Origin of the sequence: Bacillus sp. FJAT-22090, assembly GCF_001278755.1 — a bacterium.
In the GTDB taxonomy this organism is placed as follows: Bacteria; Bacillota; Bacilli; order Bacillales_A; family Planococcaceae; genus Psychrobacillus.
The window spans coordinates 1,950,617-1,965,778 of sequence record NZ_CP012601.1 but is presented as its reverse complement, the minus strand read 5'-3'; the positions used below and the strand labels follow the sequence as shown (position 1 = coordinate 1,965,778).

The window sequence follows — 15,162 nt, the reverse complement described above, 5'->3', positions numbered from 1 at the left end:
ACTATAGTAAATTTATTGATAGTTGATCGCAACTAAGGAGATTTTTTCATGACTTTATCTACAACGATTATTACAATTAGTATTAGTTTTCTTTTGTCCGTTATTCTTGCACCAATAATTATCCCGTATTTAAGAAGGATGAAGTTTGGTCAAAGTATTCGAGAAGAAGGACCAGAATCCCATCAAAAAAAAGCAGGAACACCTACAATGGGTGGGCTTATATTTTTAATTTCGATCATTATTTCGACTGTAGCAGTCTCATTTTACTTCGATAAGCTAACAACGCAATCTATCGTGTTGCTTATAATTTTAGTTGGATTCGGATTAATTGGCTTTTTAGATGATTTTATCAAAGTAGTATTAAAAAGAAATTTAGGCTTAACTTCAATTCAAAAATTAATAGGTCAAATTGTCATCTCAGTTGGGGCATATTTCTTATTAAAGCTTGGACCATTTGACACAACACTTTCTATACCATTTACAAATACAGAAATGGACCTAGGACAATTTTATGTAGCATTCCTTATTTTTTGGTTAGTTGGATTTTCAAATGCTGTAAATCTTTCAGATGGTTTAGATGGTTTAGTATCAGGTACAGCATCCGTTGCTTTTGCTACGTTTGGTGTGCTTGCACTCGCATATGAGCAAACAGATATAGCAATCTTTACCTTTAGTGTGTCAGGTGCATTATTAGGATTTCTTCTGTTCAATAAGAACCCCGCTAAAGTTTTTATGGGTGATACAGGGTCACTAGCATTAGGTGGAGCCTTAGCAATGGTTTCTATTCTTGTAAAACAAGAGCTTTTATTATTACTAGTAGGGATTATTTTTGTATTAGAGACGTTGTCTGTTATTTTGCAAGTAATTAGTTTTAAAACAACAGGTAAGCGTATTTTTAAAATGAGCCCTATTCATCACCATTTTGAGCTATCTGGATGGTCAGAAAAAAGAATAGTAACTGTATTTTGGGCTATCGGCTTTATAGCAGCAATGCTAGTTGTTATTTTGGAGGTTGTATAAAATGAAGCAATTACCAATGGTATATCATAAAAAGATCCTTGTATTAGGACTTGCGAAAAGCGGTACAGCTGCTGCCGAAATTTTACATGATTTAGGAGCCTTTGTTACAGTTAATGATTCGAAACCTTTTGATGAAAATGAACATGCACAGTACTTACTTTCTAAAGGGTTAACAGTCATTTGTGGAAGTCATCCGGAGGATCTTTTAGACGAGGGATTCAGTCTTATAGTAAAGAACCCTGGTATTCCTTACACAAATTCTGTCATTGCTGAAGCTAAAAAGAGAGGAATACCAGTTTGGACAGAGGTGGAATTAGCTTATCGAATAAGTGATGCTCCAATGATTGGAATCACAGGGTCAAATGGAAAAACTACAACAACAACTTTAATATTTGAAATGTTAGAAGCAGGAAGTAAACAACCATTAGTTGCAGGTAATATTGGTACTGTTGCAAGTGCTGTCGCATCAGAAGCAACAAAAGAAAATGTAATTGTCACGGAGTTATCCTCTTTTCAGTTGATGGGTACAGAACAACTAAAACCACAGATTTCCATTTTGATGAATTTATATGAAGCTCATTTAGACTATCATACAAATTTTCATGAATATACAGATGCAAAATTTAATATTACTAAAAATCAAGACTCTTCGAACTGGTTTATTTATAATGGTGAGCAGCAAATTGTGAAAGATTATGCTAGTAAAAGTAATGCAAAGAAAGTACCTTTCTATGTAAGTAAAAAAGCAGAGGAAGGAATAAGTGCAGATGATACCTATGTATATTGGAATGGAGAAAAATTATTTGAACGATCTATCATTGCACTACGTGGAAAACATAATTTAGAAAATGTGTTAGCATCGACCGCAGCTGCCATTTTGATGGAATGTTCTTTAGATAGTATTGTTCATGTTCTTTCGACATTTCATGGTGTTAAACATCGAACACAATTTGTTCGTGAGTGGAAAAATAGAAAGTTTTATAATGATTCAAAAGCTACAAATGCGCTTGCTACAAAAAGTGCTTTAGAAGGTTTTTCAGAACCTGTTATATTACTTGCAGGCGGTGTAGATCGTGGGCATTCTTTTGATGAATTAGTTCCACATTTACAAAATGTGAAGGCGCTCATACACTATGGTGCTACTGCTGATAGACTACAAATATTTGGTGAACAGCAAGGAATTCCATCCGTAATACGAGTAAGTAACTTAGTCGATGCAATTGCAGAAGGAGTTAGAATTTCTAATGAGGGAGATGTTATTCTACTTTCTCCAGCGTGCGCTAGTTGGGATCAATACGAAAGCTTTGAGATTCGTGGAGATGAATTTATTGAACAAGTGCTAGCATTAAAAGATTAACGAAGGGATGAACTAAACGAACGATAAAAGAACAATTCTATTTTTAGCATCTGTCCTTTTTTTATCTATTGTCGGAATACTTTTCGTACACTCAGCAGGGTCCTACTGGAGTCAAGTACATTATAAAGACCAATTACCATTTGCTTTCAAGCAAGGCAGTTATTTAATAGTTGGTATTTTAGGTGCTTTATTTATACGAAACAAAAGCTTTATAAGGCTTCCTAGATTTTGGTTAATCATCTATGTATTTTCTATATTATTTTTAATAGGTGTACTTATTCCAGGTATTGGGGTAGTTCGAAATGGTTCACAAAGTTGGATTTCGCTAGGATTTATGAACTTTCAGCCTGCTGAGCTTGCTAAAATTGCAGTATTAGGAATGCTCGCATTTTCTTTGGCAAAGGAGAAAAAAACAAAAGGACAAATCTATTTTCAAAGTGCCGTAATTTTATTGCTGCCTATTTCTTTTATTATGATACAACCAGATTTTGGTTCAGCATTCGTTCTAATCGTTGCATCTTTTTTCCTGCTGTTTGCAGCAGGATTGCCTTTGAAATTTTTTGTTACCGTTGGAATAACAGGAATTGTAGCTTTAGTCGCATTAATTGCTTCGGCTCCCTATAGGCTTGATCGGATTCAATCATTTCTTGATCCATGGAGTGATCCGTTAGGTACTGGCTTTCAAGCGATTCAATCATTACTTGCGGTTGGACCGGCCGGACTGTTTGGGTTTGGATATGGAAACAGTAGACAAAAGTTTTTATACTTACCGGAACCGCAGAATGATTTTATTTTCTCTATCCTATTAGAGGAAACGGGTTTCATCGGAGGTTTCATCATTATTTCAGCTTTTGTTCTATTTTTTACTACTGGCTTTGCAATGGCTGCGCGTGCCAAAACACGTGCTTATCAATTAACTATTATTGGATTCACTTCCTTATTGGCAGTACAAACATTTTTAAACATGGGAGTAGTTACAGGTTTACTACCAGTTACAGGGGTTACTTTACCATTTATCAGCTATGGTGGGTCTTCTTTGGTTACCACATGGGGGATTATCGGTATTATCTTAAACTTAGCAAATGATTCTATAAGAGAAGGGAGGCGGTAGAATGGAAAAAGTAATAGATATTGAAGATCGAATACCAACCTTTAAAGAACGTAGAAGACGAAGAACAAATAAAAAGTTTTCCATTCTACTTTTTCTCTTCGTTACTACATTATTGATAGTTTTATATTTTCAATCCTCTTACAGTCAGATTCAATCAATCACAGTTAGTGGTGCTTCTTTATTGTCTGATGAACAATATATAGAACAAAGTACACTACAACTAGGAGAATCGATGTGGGGCTTTAGAGAAAACAAAGTGACAGAAATGATAGAACAAAATGATTGGGTGGAATCTGCTAAAGTTAAACGCACTTGGTTAACTGGTGTAGAAATTCAAATAAAAGAATATAAAAAAGTTGGTTATGAGGAAAACGGTGAAGGTCTTCATATTATTCTAGAGAATGGGAAGACTATAGAACCTGAAGGACAAGTAGTACCAATAGATGGCCCTATCCTATCAGGTTTTAATAAAGAGAAAATTAGGGTAAGGCTCATAAAAGAGTTAAAAAACTTGGACTCCGAAGTATTATTAACTATTTCTCAAATTAATTATAAGCCGACAGAGAATGACCCATATTCGATTCAAGTTTTTATGAATGATGGAAATGAGGTTCAAGCTATAATTCCTTCTTTCTCTGAAAAAATGAATTTCTATCCATCCATCGTGTCTCAGCTTGAACCAGATATAAAAGGAATTATTGATCTTGAAGTTGGCTCCTTTTTCCAACCGTATAAAGAAGTGTATAACAATGTTGTTGAAGAGGAGGCGGTGGAGGTTGAAGAAGAACAAACTCCTTAGAATACCTTCGAGAGGACTAGTACTAATTTCTTTAGTAAGTTTAGTGTTAGGTTTTATACTCGCATACTCGTATAGTATTTCTTCTGCAAACAAAGAACAAGCTAAAAACTCTGTAAATTTTAATGAACAGGAAAAATACAAAAAAGAGTTAATCGAGCAAAAAGAAAGAAATAATGAGCTCTCGGATGAAATAAATGAGAAACAGCATGAAATCAAAGAATTTGAACAGTCTTTTGTGAATAGTGAAGAGAACGTTGAAGAGTTAGTGGATGAGGCAGAAATGTTACGATTATTAATTGGTGACATTCCTTCCGAAGGAAAAGGAATTGCAGTCTCTCTTCAAGATGGTGCTTATAACCCGTCACAAGAGAATCCAAATGATTATATTGTCCATGAGAGCCATGTATTTAAGGTCATTAATGAGTTAAAAATATCTGGTGCAGAAGCTGTATCTATCAATGGGCAAAGACTCCATTCAAATTCCTATATTCGTTGTACAGGTCCAGTTATTACAGTTGACGGTAAAACGTTTCCAGCACCTTTTACGATTGAGGCTGTAGGCGATCCAGAGGTATTACTTGCTTCTGTCAATCTAGGTGGAGGTGTTGTTGATCAATTAACAAGTGATAACATTATCGTAACTGTGGAGGAAAAAGGGAGAATAACGATGCCTGCTTTACGTGACGACAAAAATTAAACAAGGTGAAGGAGGCCGAATAAATGAAAAAAACCGTCTATATTCGGTTTACATTAATTTTGTTAATAGTTGGCTTTATGTTAGCAGTCCAGTACAATACTGTACAAAAACCTGAGGAACGAGATACTAGGGATGTTTGGGCAATACGACAAGAGCTTGCAAAAGAAACTGAATTACATTCAGAATTATTGTCGGAAGTGCGTGTGTTGGAGCAAACGATTGATAAATATGAAAATATGGTAAACGAAAGTCCCAAAACTGCTTTGAATGAAACCGTCGAACAGTTGAAACAAGACATTGGATTAAAAGATTTTAATGGCCCGGGCTTAACAATAACTGTGGAACCATCCTTAGAAAGTATTGCTGTTGGACAAGCTATTGAAGGAATAACTCCTGATTTACTTGTTCGTCTTATAAATGAAATTAATCATTTCAAAGCTAAAGCGATTGAAGTCGATGGAAAAAGGATGATTTATTCTTCAGCAATAAGGGATGTGAATGGAAGGACAACCGTTAATAATCTTGCTATAAAAACGGCTCCATTTACGATAAAAATTGGCACAACCACTTACGACGACGCTAAAAAAATGTATAATCAATTAGAGGCTTCAACTATCGGAGATGACTTTTACATTGATAACTTAAAACTAGTAGTTGGAGAACCGGTAACCGATTTAAACATAGGTGCTTATGATCAATCAATCAATAAACAATTTTTATTTGAAATTCCAGGAGGAGAGTAAATAAATGTGGTTGCCGTTATTAGGTCTAATACTTGGAATTTCACTTGGTCTTTTAACAGATATACAAATCCCGGAGATATATGAAAATTATTTGTCTATAGCTGTACTTGCAGCATTAGATACTTTATTTGGAGGAATTAGGGCCCATTTACAAGGGGTGTATGATGATAAGGTATTTGTCTCTGGATTTTTCTTTAACATAGTTTTAGCAGCCGCCCTAGCTTTTTTAGGAGTACATTTAGGTGTTGACTTATATTTAGCTGCAATCTTTGCTTTTGGAGTACGTTTATTCCAAAATATTGCGGTTATACGTCGGTTAATTTTGACAAAGTGGTCTGAAAGAAATAATACATAGTCATATTTGCGTAAAGTCATGAAATATCGACTATTTGATTAGAAATTTTTAGACTTTATTAGTTTTTTACAATAGAATAATAAATAAAGAGTTTTTAGGAGGTGCCACGGGTTGAATCAATCAGAATTGTACGTATCATTAGATATTGGGTCGTCATCGATTAAAGTTTTAATCGGTGAAATGAGTGATGACTCGCTGCATGTTATTGGTGTAGGAAATGTTAAATCAAATGGGATTCGTAAAGGTTCCATTGTAGATATAGACGCAACCGTGCAGTCCATTAAGAAAGCTGTTAGTGAAGCTGAACGTATGATTGGGATGTCAATTCAAGAAATAGTGCTTGGTATTCCTGCTAATCTAGCAAACATTCAAAACGTAAAAGGTGTAGTTGCTGTTAATCGTGAGGACAGAGAAATTACAGATACAGATTTAGATAGAGTGATTGAATCTGCTCAAGTAATGTCAATTCCTCCTGAACGTGAACTGATCAATATAGCTCCTAAGCAATTTATCGTCGATCATCTTGATGAAATTAAAGATCCGCGAGGAATGATTGGAACCCGTCTAGAAATGGATGGAATCATGATGACTACATCAAAAACAATTTTACATAATGTGTTAAGATGTGTGGAACGAGCTGGGTTACAAATAAGAGAGATATATTTACAGCCATTAGCTGGTGGTTATTTTGCTTTAACCGAAGATGAAAAAAATCACGGTACTGCCTATATAGATATAGGTGGAGGATCTACCACCATCGCCATTTTTAGCGAAGGACATTTAATTAATACTTCCGTAATACCAGTAGGTGGCGATCATATTACAAAAGATTTATCGATTGTATTAAAAACACCTACAGAACAAGCTGAAAAAATTAAAATTCAATATGGACATGCCTTCTATGATGATGCATCAGATGATGAGCTTTTTGAAGTACCAGTCATTGGCGCAGATATGAAAGAACAATATTCTCAGAGATATATAGCTGAAATTATTGGTGTTCGTTTAGAAGAGCTTTTCGAGTTGGTTTTAGAAGAATTTTACCGAATGGGTCTACAAGACTTACCTGGTGGTGTTGTAATTACTGGTGGAGTTGCCAAGCTAGAAGGTATTGGACAACTTGCAAGACATATTCTACAAACAAGAGTACGTTTATACACGCCGGATTATATTGGTGTTCGTGAACCACAATATACAACTGCTGTTGGTCTTATAAGATATGCCTATAAAGAAGATCTTTTCTATGGTAAAATTGGTAGCAGCCATGCATTATCACAAATGGCACAAACTGAATCAACACCAAGTCCTAAGAAACAAAAACAGACCGTTCAAAACGGGAACAATGAAAACAAAGAAAGTGCAATTACCAAAGCCAAGAAATTTTTCGATAAGTTTTTTGAATAACAAAACCATTATCATAGTTGAAAGAATATAGGAGGCAATAGCATGCTAGAATTTGAAACGAACGATGACCAATTAGCCATTATTAAAGTTATTGGAGTAGGTGGCGGCGGTAATAATGCAGTAAATCGAATGATCGAACATGGAGTACAGGGTGTTGACTTTATAGCTGTAAACACGGATGCCCAAGCGCTTAACATGTCTAAAGCAGAAGTTAGATTACAAATTGGTGGAAAACTTACTCGTGGACTTGGAGCAGGGGCAAATCCGGAAGTTGGTAAGAAAGCAGCAGAAGAAAGTAAAGAGCAAATTGAGGAAGCATTAAGAGGCGCTGATATGGTCTTTGTTACAGCTGGAATGGGCGGAGGAACTGGAACAGGAGCAGCTCCTGTAATTGCCCAAATCGCACGTGATATTGGTGCGTTAACTGTAGGAGTTGTGACTCGTCCATTCACTTTTGAAGGTCGTAAACGTTCGACTCAGGCAATTGGCGGTATTGGTATGATGAAAGAAGCTGTAGATACACTGATTGTAATTCCTAACGATCGTCTTCTTGAAATTGTTGACAAAAATACTCCAATGCTTGAGGCATTTAGAGAAGCAGATAACGTATTACGTCAAGGGGTTCAAGGTATTTCAGATCTAATCGCTGTTCCTGGTTTGATCAACCTTGACTTTGCCGATGTTAAAACGATTATGTCTAACAAAGGTGCAGCTCTAATGGGTATCGGTATTTCAGGTGGAGATAATCGAGCTGCTGAAGCTGCAAAAAAAGCAATTTCAAGCCCACTTCTAGAAACTTCAATTGATGGAGCTACAGGAGTCCTAATGAATATTACAGGCGGATCAAATTTAAGTCTATTTGAGGTTCAAGAAGCTGCAGATATCGTTGCTTCTGCTTCAGATGAAGAAGTGAATATGATATTTGGTTCGGTTATTAATGATAATTTAAAGGATGAAATTATAGTTACGGTAATAGCAACTGGTTTCAATGAAGAATTGCTTACTCAAAATAAACCAAGAAATACTGGGTTTGGAGCAGCACGTGCACAACAAGCGGCAACTACTCCTCCTCCACTTCGTGAGCAACGTAAAGAAGAACAACAACAACCATTACACCAAGAGCGACCGAATGTACAACACCAGCAAGAGGATGCATTAGATATACCAACATTCTTAAGAAACCGTCAAAGAAGAAACTAAATTCCTAAACAAAGAAGCAATCACCAACAGGTGGTTGCTTTTTACTGTAGACAAACTCAATTTTGGATGCATAGAGTTGTATATTAAATTCGGCAAGGACCACCACTTCGCTTTCCGTGGGCTTGGCTTCAGCCTCCTAGGCCAACACGATGTTGGTCATGCAATCGTTGCCGCAGGATGCGGCGAACTTAGATTGCCTTCCCCTCAACTGCGGGGTCTTCTGCTCAAGCTGTTCCCACAGGAGTCTTCGTGGTGGCCCTTGCCTTAGAAACAATTCCTTATAGATATCTACTATCTTACTTTTAATTGAGTAAAGCTACCTCTTTTGGCAGATTTTATTACACTGGCATTCACGCCTTTCCAGCCGCATGACGTGTCCTATGAGCCGCTGTATGCGCTAGCGCATACAGCGGCTCTTGCGGACTTGCGGAAAAGCGCGAAAGCCTCTAGATAGTGATTTTGCCTTTCATATCTTACTTTTTCACTAATTTGATAACAAACCTCATATCTTTAACTTGCCTCTTTCTCTTCTATTACCCTTTTCACTGAAATTTAGTTATTCTATATAGCACTTCTTGTCGTAAAAAAAGAATGATTTCTCTCCCCTGATTTGACATTTTTCTTACAAATGACATGTTACGATTTAATCAAAAGGAGGGAAGCTATGTATGCAGAAGTAATGATTGCAACCAATACTTTTTTTAATTACACTGTTTTAGCATTTGCAAATCGTATTGGCTGGATTGAAAACAAAAAAAGATATTTGTTTTTATCCGCTTTTATCGCAGGAACAATTACAGTCACATTCTCACACTATTTCATTACTGTTTTCTTATCTTTCTTTCTTATGATCGGTATAGCTTTTTGGCGTAAACGTTCACAAATCATTAAGGCTATTGCACTTACTTTACTTGCAAGTCTATTTGCTGGAGGTTTACTTACAGCTCTCGCTCCACTCTATCACACCAGTAGCAGTCTCTTCATGTTAGTAAACTTCGCTTTGATTGCCACAGGAGGCTTGTATTTATTAACAAAGCATGTATTGCATATTAATATTGCTAATTCAGAAAGAGAGCTGTTATTCTCCTCACATCTCCGTTTGTTTGGACAAACAAAGGAATTAACCCTTTTTATAGACTCAGGGAATGTTTGCAAAGAACCACTTTCTAATGATCCGGTTCATTTTGTTGCTGCAGAAATGTTACAAGATATTCTTCCAGAGTCTTTGTTTCAAGCAATTTGTGATTGGGAGTTCGATCGAAAAGTTGGCTTGGACAACCTGCCAAAAGAGTTCATAAGCAAATTAAGATTAATACCAATTACTACGATTCAACAAGAAAAAACATGGGTCATAGGGATGAAGTATGATGAGTGGAAAGTGAACGAACAAAATTTACCAAGAGGTTATATAGTCATGACGAGGTTGCGTGATAAATTTCCACATGGAGCTGAAGGAATCTTACATAGCTCTTCCTACTATCATCTAAAGAAAAGGAGTGTCAGTTAATGTTGTTAAAGTTTTTTCGTCGAATCTATTTTTGGATAATCTCTCTAAGGAAGAGTAGTGTACACTACATTGGTGGAAATGAATCTTTACCAAAACCACTAACAAGAGAAGAAGAGAGAGAGATGCTCCTTGCTTTTATGGATGGAGATGAATATGCACGAGATGTTTTAATAGAACGAAATCTACGTCTTGTAGTTTATATAGCACGAAGATTTGATCAAACTAATACGAATATAGAGGATTTAATAAGTATTGGTTCGATTGGTCTTATAAAAGCGGTGGAAACTTTTAATTTGGATAAAGGTATTAAACTGGCAACATACGCATCAAGGTGCATCGAAAATGAAATATTAATGCATTTGAGAAAAACGAATCGAATGAAATCGGAGGTTTCTTTTGACGAACCTTTGAATTCTGATTCAGATGGTAATGAACTCCTTCTATCAGATATTTTAGGAACAAGTGAAGATTTGATTATTGAAGATGTCGAGAAAAAGTTAGAGCGACAACACGTGTTTGACGCGATTAATCTATTGGGGAATCGAGAAAAATATATTATGCAATGTCGTTTTGGATTAAATGGAAAAGAGGAAATGACTCAAAAAGAAGTAGCAGATCATCTTGGTATTTCTCAATCTTATATTTCTCGTTTAGAGAAGAAAATAATATTGGATTTAAAAGAGCTTTTAAATGAACCGATAGCCTAATGGGTGAAATTGGATGTCGCACCTTTCGAATAAAGTTCATTCTCTCGGACAAACTGATTAAGAACTATTAAAAGAGTCCGGAGGAAGATCTATGACGAGAACAAAAGTAGAATTATGCGGCATTGATACATCTAAGCTTCCTTTACTTTCCCACGAACAAATGAAAGAACTGTTTATTCGATTACAAGCAGGCGAAGAATCTGTAAAAGATGAGCTAGTCATGTGTAATTTAAGATTAGTTTTAAGTCTTGTTCAACGATTTGCATATCGTGGTGAACAGGCTGATGACCTTTTCCAAGTTGGCTGTATTGGTCTTATCAAGTCAATTGAAAATTTTGATTTAAAGCATAACGTCCGTTTTTCAACATATGCCGTACCAATGATAATTGGAGAAATTAAAAGGCATTTACGCGACCATCATTCTGTCCGTGTTTCTAGATCTTTAAGAGATATCGCATATAAAGCAATGAAAGCAAAAGAACAGTATATTAACGATAATTTACAAGAACCGACACTTGAAGATTTGTCACAAATATTAGAAATTCCAGTGGAAGATATTTTATTATCATTAGATGCAATTCAGGATCCAGTATCGTTACAAGAACCAATTTTTAGCGATGGAGGAGACGCTATCTATATGATGGATCAATTATGTGATAATGATGTATCGGAAGAACAATGGGTAACTTATTTTACAGTAAAAGATACATTTCAAAAGTTAGATGCTAGGCAAAAGAAAATCCTAACAAAACGAATATACTACGGGGCTACCCAAACGGAAATAGCAAGCGATCTTGGCTTATCACAAGCTCAAATTTCAAGGCTAGAGAAAAGCGCATTATCTATTATCCAAGGGCAGTTAAATCCGAAAGAATAGTAATACAAAACATTCTCATATAAAAAACGCTTTTTCTCAAATGAAAAAGCGTTTTTTTATTTTTCTATTCATATAATGGGGAAAGGAGGATGATGATGAAATTTTCTGATGCGCAACAAAAGGAAGTTATAGAAGCAACAAGTGGCCAATTATTGGGGTATATTGTTGATGCGGAAATTGATAAGGATACAGGATTTATTACTTCATTCATTGTAGAAGCACAAGGTTCATATCCAGCATTCTTTAATAAAAAAAGCGAAACTAAAAAAATTGCCGTGCAAAATATAGCTATAATTGGTAAAGATGTTATAATTGTATCAAAAAATACACTCTAGTATGTATTCATCATTGATAAATAAGCCTTTCATTGATACAATAAACAAAAACAATTGATGAAAAGTTGGTTTTTCGATGACATATGTTAAGCAAAATTTAAAAACAATTAAAGATCAAATGAATAAGGCTCTAACACGTGCAAATCGTGAAACTTCTGATGTTACGATTATTGCTGTTACAAAAGAAGTATCCGTTGAAAGAACAGTTGAAGTAATTGAAGCTGGATTACAACACCTAGGTGAGAATCGACCAGAAGGATTAAACAAAAAAATAGATGCCATTCAAAATGATGTTAAATGGCATTACATAGGTACACTTCAAACAAGAAAAGTAAAGTCAGTAATAAATCACATAGACTATTTACACTCTTTAGATCGAATAAGTTTAGCTGAAGAAATTGAAAAAAGGGCAACTTCAACGAAGGATTGCTTTGTGCAAGTCAATGTATCTGAGGAAGAATCCAAACATGGCTTATCGATGGAAGATGTAGAATCCTTTATCGGTGAGCTAGACAAATATTCTCGAATACGAGTAATTGGTTTAATGACGATGGCTCCTAATACTGAAGATGAGAATATTATCCGTAATGTATTCCGTAAGTTAAAGCAATTACAGGAAAGAATCGCTCTCCAAAAACTACCGTATGCCCCGTGTACTGAATTATCGATGGGTATGTCTGGAGATTATGAGATTGCTATAGAAGAAGGAGCAACATTTGTACGAATAGGGACAGCTTTAGTCGGTAAAGAGAGGGAGGAAATTCAATGAGCATGAAAAACTGGATGAAAAATTTCTTCTACTTAGAAGAGGACGAAGAAAGTTCAACAGGACAGCAGCCAAGACCTCAACAACAACAGCAAGTAGAAAATCAAATGAGACAGCAACCGATAAAACCTACTACAAAGGAACGTAAATTTAATACTGCCTCCAAAGAAGTGGCAGCATCAAATCTAGTAAGTATTCAAAATGTGCAAAAGTCTTCTAAAGTTATATTAGTAGAGCCACGTGTTTATGCAGAAGCTCAAGATATTTCCGAACACTTAAAAAGTAAAAAAGCTGTAATTGTGAATTTACAACGGATTGATAAAGATCAGGGAATCAGAATTATCGACTTTCTAAGTGGAACAGTGTACGCTTTAGGAGGAGACATTCAACGAATAGGTACAGATATATTCCTCTGTGCACCCGATTCAGTAGAAGTTGCTGGTGCGATATCGGATTATTATTATAATGACCTAAATTGATAGAGGAGTAAACAATCTTATGGACATAGTTTTAATTTTGTTAAGTTATGTTGTTAAATATTACACATATGCATTGATTATTTATATATTAATGTCATGGGTTCCTAGTATTCAACAATCGAGTTTTGGTCAGTTACTAGGAAGAATTTGTGAACCATACTTAGAACCGTTTAGAAAAATTATTCCACCAATTGGAATGATCGATATATCTCCTATCGTTGCAATCTTTGTGTTAAATATTGCACTTAGAGGTATAGTATCATTAGTATACTTATTTTAAACCTCACATTCGTGAGGTTTTTACTATATCTGAGAGGGAATTTTTTATATGGAAAATGTATTGCAGCATTTTAGAAGAGAAGAGCAGCCTTTCATTGAACAGGTAGTGAATATGATGCGAGAAGTAGAGGATCGGTATGCTCCAAAGCTAACTGATTTTTTAGATCCAAGACAGCAATTTATTGTAGACGCTATTCGAAGACAATATGGAGATATAGATGTAGCGTCGAATGGAGCTTTAGATGAAGTAGAACGCAAAAGATTACTTTTATACCCATCCTATTTTGTACCTTCTCTAGAAGACTTCATGATGACTGTAGTGGAAGTTCAATATCCTAAAAAGTTTGTGACAATACGACATAAAGACGTCCTTGGTTCTATGATGTCTTTAGGAATTGATCGTAGCAAATTTGGAGATATTCGAGTGCAAGATGGTTCTATACAATTTGTGGTAGCTACTGAAGTGTTAGACTATGTACGTGCCAACTTTACTGGGATTGGCAAAGTAAAAGTGCATATTGAAATAGTAGAAGATCCTACTAATTATTTTGTACAACAGGAGGAATGGTCCTCAGAAACTTTAACTGTCAGTTCATTAAGACTTGATACTGTCATCTCAGCTGTTTTTAACATATCCAGACAAAAATCCTCCTCGCTTATTCAGAGTGGAAAAGTTAAAGTAAACTGGACGGAGAAAGATCAAATTTCTTTAGAGTTACAAGAATTAGACCTAATTTCTATAAGAGGTTTGGGAAGAGTTAAACTTTTAATGATTGAAGGTCGTACAAAAAAAGACAAAATTAGACTACAAATTGGTCGTTTAGATGTAAAAAATTAAATAATCTATAAATTATGTTCGAATTTTGATGTTTTCCCTCTCTTCTAAATGTATAATAGAGGGAAAGAATGATAGGATAGTAAAGGAGATGGAATAGATGCCACTAACCCCACTTGATATACATAACAAGGAATTTAGTAAAGGCTTCAGAGGGTATAATGAGGATGAAGTAAATGAATTCTTAGACCAAATTATGAAAGACCTTGAAATTGTGATGAAAGAAAAAAAAGAACTTGAATTACAACTGAAATCGTCAAGCGAAAAAGTAGGACATTTCACATCGATTGAAGAGACTTTACATAAATCTATCGTTGTAGCACAAGAGGCAGCAGAAGAAGTTCGTCGTAACTCCCAAAAAGAGGCTAAGTTGATTGTTAAAGAAGCAGAAAAAAATGCGGATCGTATTGTTAATGAAGCACTTACGAAAGCGAGAAGAATAGCGCTAGAAATTGAAGAACTGAAAAAACAATCGAAAGTCTTCCGTAATCGTTTTAAAATGCTTGTAGAAGCACAGCTAGACCTAATTAATACAGATGATTGGAATCATTTAATGGAATATGACGTAGATACAACAGAAATAGATCGCATATCTATTAAAGAGGACTAATACATTTCTTGACTGATGCACTTACTTTTCCTATAATAATTTCATATCATATAAATATGCGTTGAAAAAGACTTCTAAAAT

18 protein-coding genes and 1 other annotated feature (1 of these 19 running past the window's edge) are annotated in these 15,162 nt (G+C 35.3%); all 18 genes read left to right on the top strand.

Annotation, left to right across the window (positions count from 1 at the left end; translation table 11 throughout):
* The first annotated feature begins 48 nt into the window (after positions 1 to 48).
* The 18 genes from mraY (at position 49) to AM499_RS10055 (ending at position 15,081) form a co-directional block, all read left to right on the top strand.
* Positions 49 to 1,020, top strand: a complete 972-nt coding sequence (mraY, locus tag AM499_RS10145; protein ID WP_053590099.1) for a phospho-N-acetylmuramoyl-pentapeptide-transferase — start codon at positions 49 to 51, stop codon at positions 1,018 to 1,020.
* 1 nt (position 1,021) lies between these two features.
* Positions 1,022 to 2,377: a UDP-N-acetylmuramoyl-L-alanine--D-glutamate ligase gene (gene murD / locus AM499_RS10140; RefSeq protein ID WP_053590098.1), complete on the top strand. Its 1,356-nt coding sequence runs from the start codon at positions 1,022 to 1,024 to the stop codon at positions 2,375 to 2,377.
* Positions 2,378 to 2,411: 34 nt separating this feature from the next.
* Entirely contained in the window at positions 2,412 to 3,488 is a 1,077-nt protein-coding gene (locus AM499_RS10135) for an FtsW/RodA/SpoVE family cell cycle protein (RefSeq protein ID WP_156316789.1), read from the top strand.
* 1 nt (position 3,489) lies between these two features.
* Positions 3,490 to 4,287: a cell division protein FtsQ/DivIB gene (locus AM499_RS10130; RefSeq protein WP_053590097.1), complete on the top strand. Its 798-nt coding sequence runs from the start codon at positions 3,490 to 3,492 to the stop codon at positions 4,285 to 4,287.
* Positions 4,265 to 4,984, top strand: coding sequence for a DUF881 domain-containing protein (locus tag AM499_RS10125; protein WP_053590096.1), 720 nt, complete (start codon positions 4,265 to 4,267; stop codon positions 4,982 to 4,984). Before AM499_RS10130 ends, AM499_RS10125 begins: the two co-directional genes overlap by 23 nt.
* 23 nt (positions 4,985 to 5,007) lie before the next feature.
* Positions 5,008 to 5,727, top strand: coding sequence for a DUF881 domain-containing protein (locus tag AM499_RS10120; RefSeq protein WP_053590095.1), 720 nt, complete (start codon positions 5,008 to 5,010; stop codon positions 5,725 to 5,727).
* Positions 5,728 to 5,731: 4 nt separating this feature from the next.
* Complete coding sequence (locus AM499_RS10115; protein ID WP_053590094.1) at positions 5,732 to 6,082, top strand: small basic family protein; 351 nt, start codon at positions 5,732 to 5,734, stop codon at positions 6,080 to 6,082.
* 111 nt (positions 6,083 to 6,193) lie between these two features.
* Positions 6,194 to 7,486: a cell division protein FtsA gene (gene ftsA, locus AM499_RS10110; RefSeq protein WP_053590093.1), complete on the top strand. Its 1,293-nt coding sequence runs from the start codon at positions 6,194 to 6,196 to the stop codon at positions 7,484 to 7,486.
* Between the two features lie 42 nt (positions 7,487 to 7,528).
* On the top strand, positions 7,529 to 8,686 hold the full coding sequence (ftsZ, locus tag AM499_RS10105) for a cell division protein FtsZ (RefSeq protein WP_053590092.1): 1,158 nt from the start codon (positions 7,529 to 7,531) through the stop codon (positions 8,684 to 8,686).
* 664 nt (positions 8,687 to 9,350) lie between these two features.
* Entirely contained in the window at positions 9,351 to 10,193 is an 843-nt protein-coding gene (locus AM499_RS10095) for a sigma-E processing peptidase SpoIIGA (protein ID WP_053590090.1), read from the top strand.
* Positions 10,193 to 10,900, top strand: coding sequence for an RNA polymerase sporulation sigma factor SigE (gene sigE / locus AM499_RS10090; RefSeq protein WP_053590089.1), 708 nt, complete (start codon positions 10,193 to 10,195; stop codon positions 10,898 to 10,900). Before AM499_RS10095 ends, sigE begins: the two co-directional genes overlap by 1 nt.
* Positions 10,901 to 10,991: 91 nt before the next feature.
* Positions 10,992 to 11,777 carry an RNA polymerase sporulation sigma factor SigG gene (gene sigG, locus AM499_RS10085; RefSeq protein ID WP_053590088.1) on the top strand — a complete coding sequence of 262 codons (786 nt, stop codon included), beginning with the start codon at positions 10,992 to 10,994 and terminating at the stop codon, positions 11,775 to 11,777.
* A gap of 95 nt (positions 11,778 to 11,872) precedes the next feature.
* Positions 11,873 to 12,112, top strand: coding sequence for a PRC-barrel domain-containing protein (locus tag AM499_RS10080; RefSeq protein WP_053590087.1), 240 nt, complete (start codon positions 11,873 to 11,875; stop codon positions 12,110 to 12,112).
* A gap of 76 nt (positions 12,113 to 12,188) precedes the next feature.
* Entirely contained in the window at positions 12,189 to 12,881 is a 693-nt protein-coding gene (locus AM499_RS10075) for a YggS family pyridoxal phosphate-dependent enzyme (protein WP_053590086.1), read from the top strand.
* Positions 12,878 to 13,357, top strand: coding sequence for a cell division protein SepF (locus AM499_RS10070; RefSeq protein WP_053590085.1), 480 nt, complete (start codon positions 12,878 to 12,880; stop codon positions 13,355 to 13,357). Before AM499_RS10075 ends, AM499_RS10070 begins: the two co-directional genes overlap by 4 nt.
* 19 nt (positions 13,358 to 13,376) lie before the next feature.
* Positions 13,377 to 13,637, top strand: a complete 261-nt coding sequence (locus tag AM499_RS10065) for a YggT family protein (RefSeq protein ID WP_053590084.1) — start codon at positions 13,377 to 13,379, stop codon at positions 13,635 to 13,637.
* A gap of 48 nt (positions 13,638 to 13,685) precedes the next feature.
* Positions 13,686 to 14,474 carry a YlmH family RNA-binding protein gene (locus AM499_RS10060; RefSeq protein WP_053590083.1) on the top strand — a complete coding sequence of 263 codons (789 nt, stop codon included), beginning with the start codon at positions 13,686 to 13,688 and terminating at the stop codon, positions 14,472 to 14,474.
* A 97-nt stretch (positions 14,475 to 14,571) separates the two neighbouring features.
* Positions 14,572 to 15,081, top strand: a complete 510-nt coding sequence (locus tag AM499_RS10055; RefSeq protein WP_053590082.1) for a DivIVA domain-containing protein — start codon at positions 14,572 to 14,574, stop codon at positions 15,079 to 15,081.
* 52 nt (positions 15,082 to 15,133) lie between these two features.
* Positions 15,134 to 15,162: a binding site (T-box leader), on the top strand (it continues 196 nt past the right edge of the window).

Excerpts from the sequence above, each read along its gene's own strand:
- sigG (WP_053590088.1), top strand. The coding sequence starts at position 10,992 with ATGACGAGAACAAAAGTAGAATTATGCGGCATTGATACATCTAAGCTT.
- sigE (WP_053590089.1), top strand. The coding sequence starts at position 10,193 with ATGTTGTTAAAGTTTTTTCGTCGAATCTATTTTTGGATAATCTCTCTA.
- AM499_RS10070 (WP_053590085.1), top strand. The coding sequence starts at position 12,878 with ATGAGCATGAAAAACTGGATGAAAAATTTCTTCTACTTAGAAGAGGAC.
- AM499_RS10115 (WP_053590094.1), top strand. The coding sequence starts at position 5,732 with ATGTGGTTGCCGTTATTAGGTCTAATACTTGGAATTTCACTTGGTCTT.
- AM499_RS10120 (WP_053590095.1), top strand. The coding sequence starts at position 5,008 with ATGAAAAAAACCGTCTATATTCGGTTTACATTAATTTTGTTAATAGTT.
- AM499_RS10065 (WP_053590084.1), top strand. The coding sequence starts at position 13,377 with ATGGACATAGTTTTAATTTTGTTAAGTTATGTTGTTAAATATTACACA.
- AM499_RS10060 (WP_053590083.1), top strand. The coding sequence starts at position 13,686 with ATGGAAAATGTATTGCAGCATTTTAGAAGAGAAGAGCAGCCTTTCATT.
- AM499_RS10080 (WP_053590087.1), top strand. The coding sequence starts at position 11,873 with ATGAAATTTTCTGATGCGCAACAAAAGGAAGTTATAGAAGCAACAAGT.
- murD (WP_053590098.1), top strand. The coding sequence starts at position 1,022 with ATGAAGCAATTACCAATGGTATATCATAAAAAGATCCTTGTATTAGGA.
- AM499_RS10130 (WP_053590097.1), top strand. The coding sequence starts at position 3,490 with ATGGAAAAAGTAATAGATATTGAAGATCGAATACCAACCTTTAAAGAA.
- AM499_RS10055 (WP_053590082.1), top strand. The coding sequence starts at position 14,572 with ATGCCACTAACCCCACTTGATATACATAACAAGGAATTTAGTAAAGGC.
- AM499_RS10075 (WP_053590086.1), top strand. The coding sequence starts at position 12,189 with ATGACATATGTTAAGCAAAATTTAAAAACAATTAAAGATCAAATGAAT.
- mraY (WP_053590099.1), top strand. The coding sequence starts at position 49 with ATGACTTTATCTACAACGATTATTACAATTAGTATTAGTTTTCTTTTG.
- ftsZ (WP_053590092.1), top strand. The coding sequence starts at position 7,529 with ATGCTAGAATTTGAAACGAACGATGACCAATTAGCCATTATTAAAGTT.
- AM499_RS10095 (WP_053590090.1), top strand. The coding sequence starts at position 9,351 with ATGTATGCAGAAGTAATGATTGCAACCAATACTTTTTTTAATTACACT.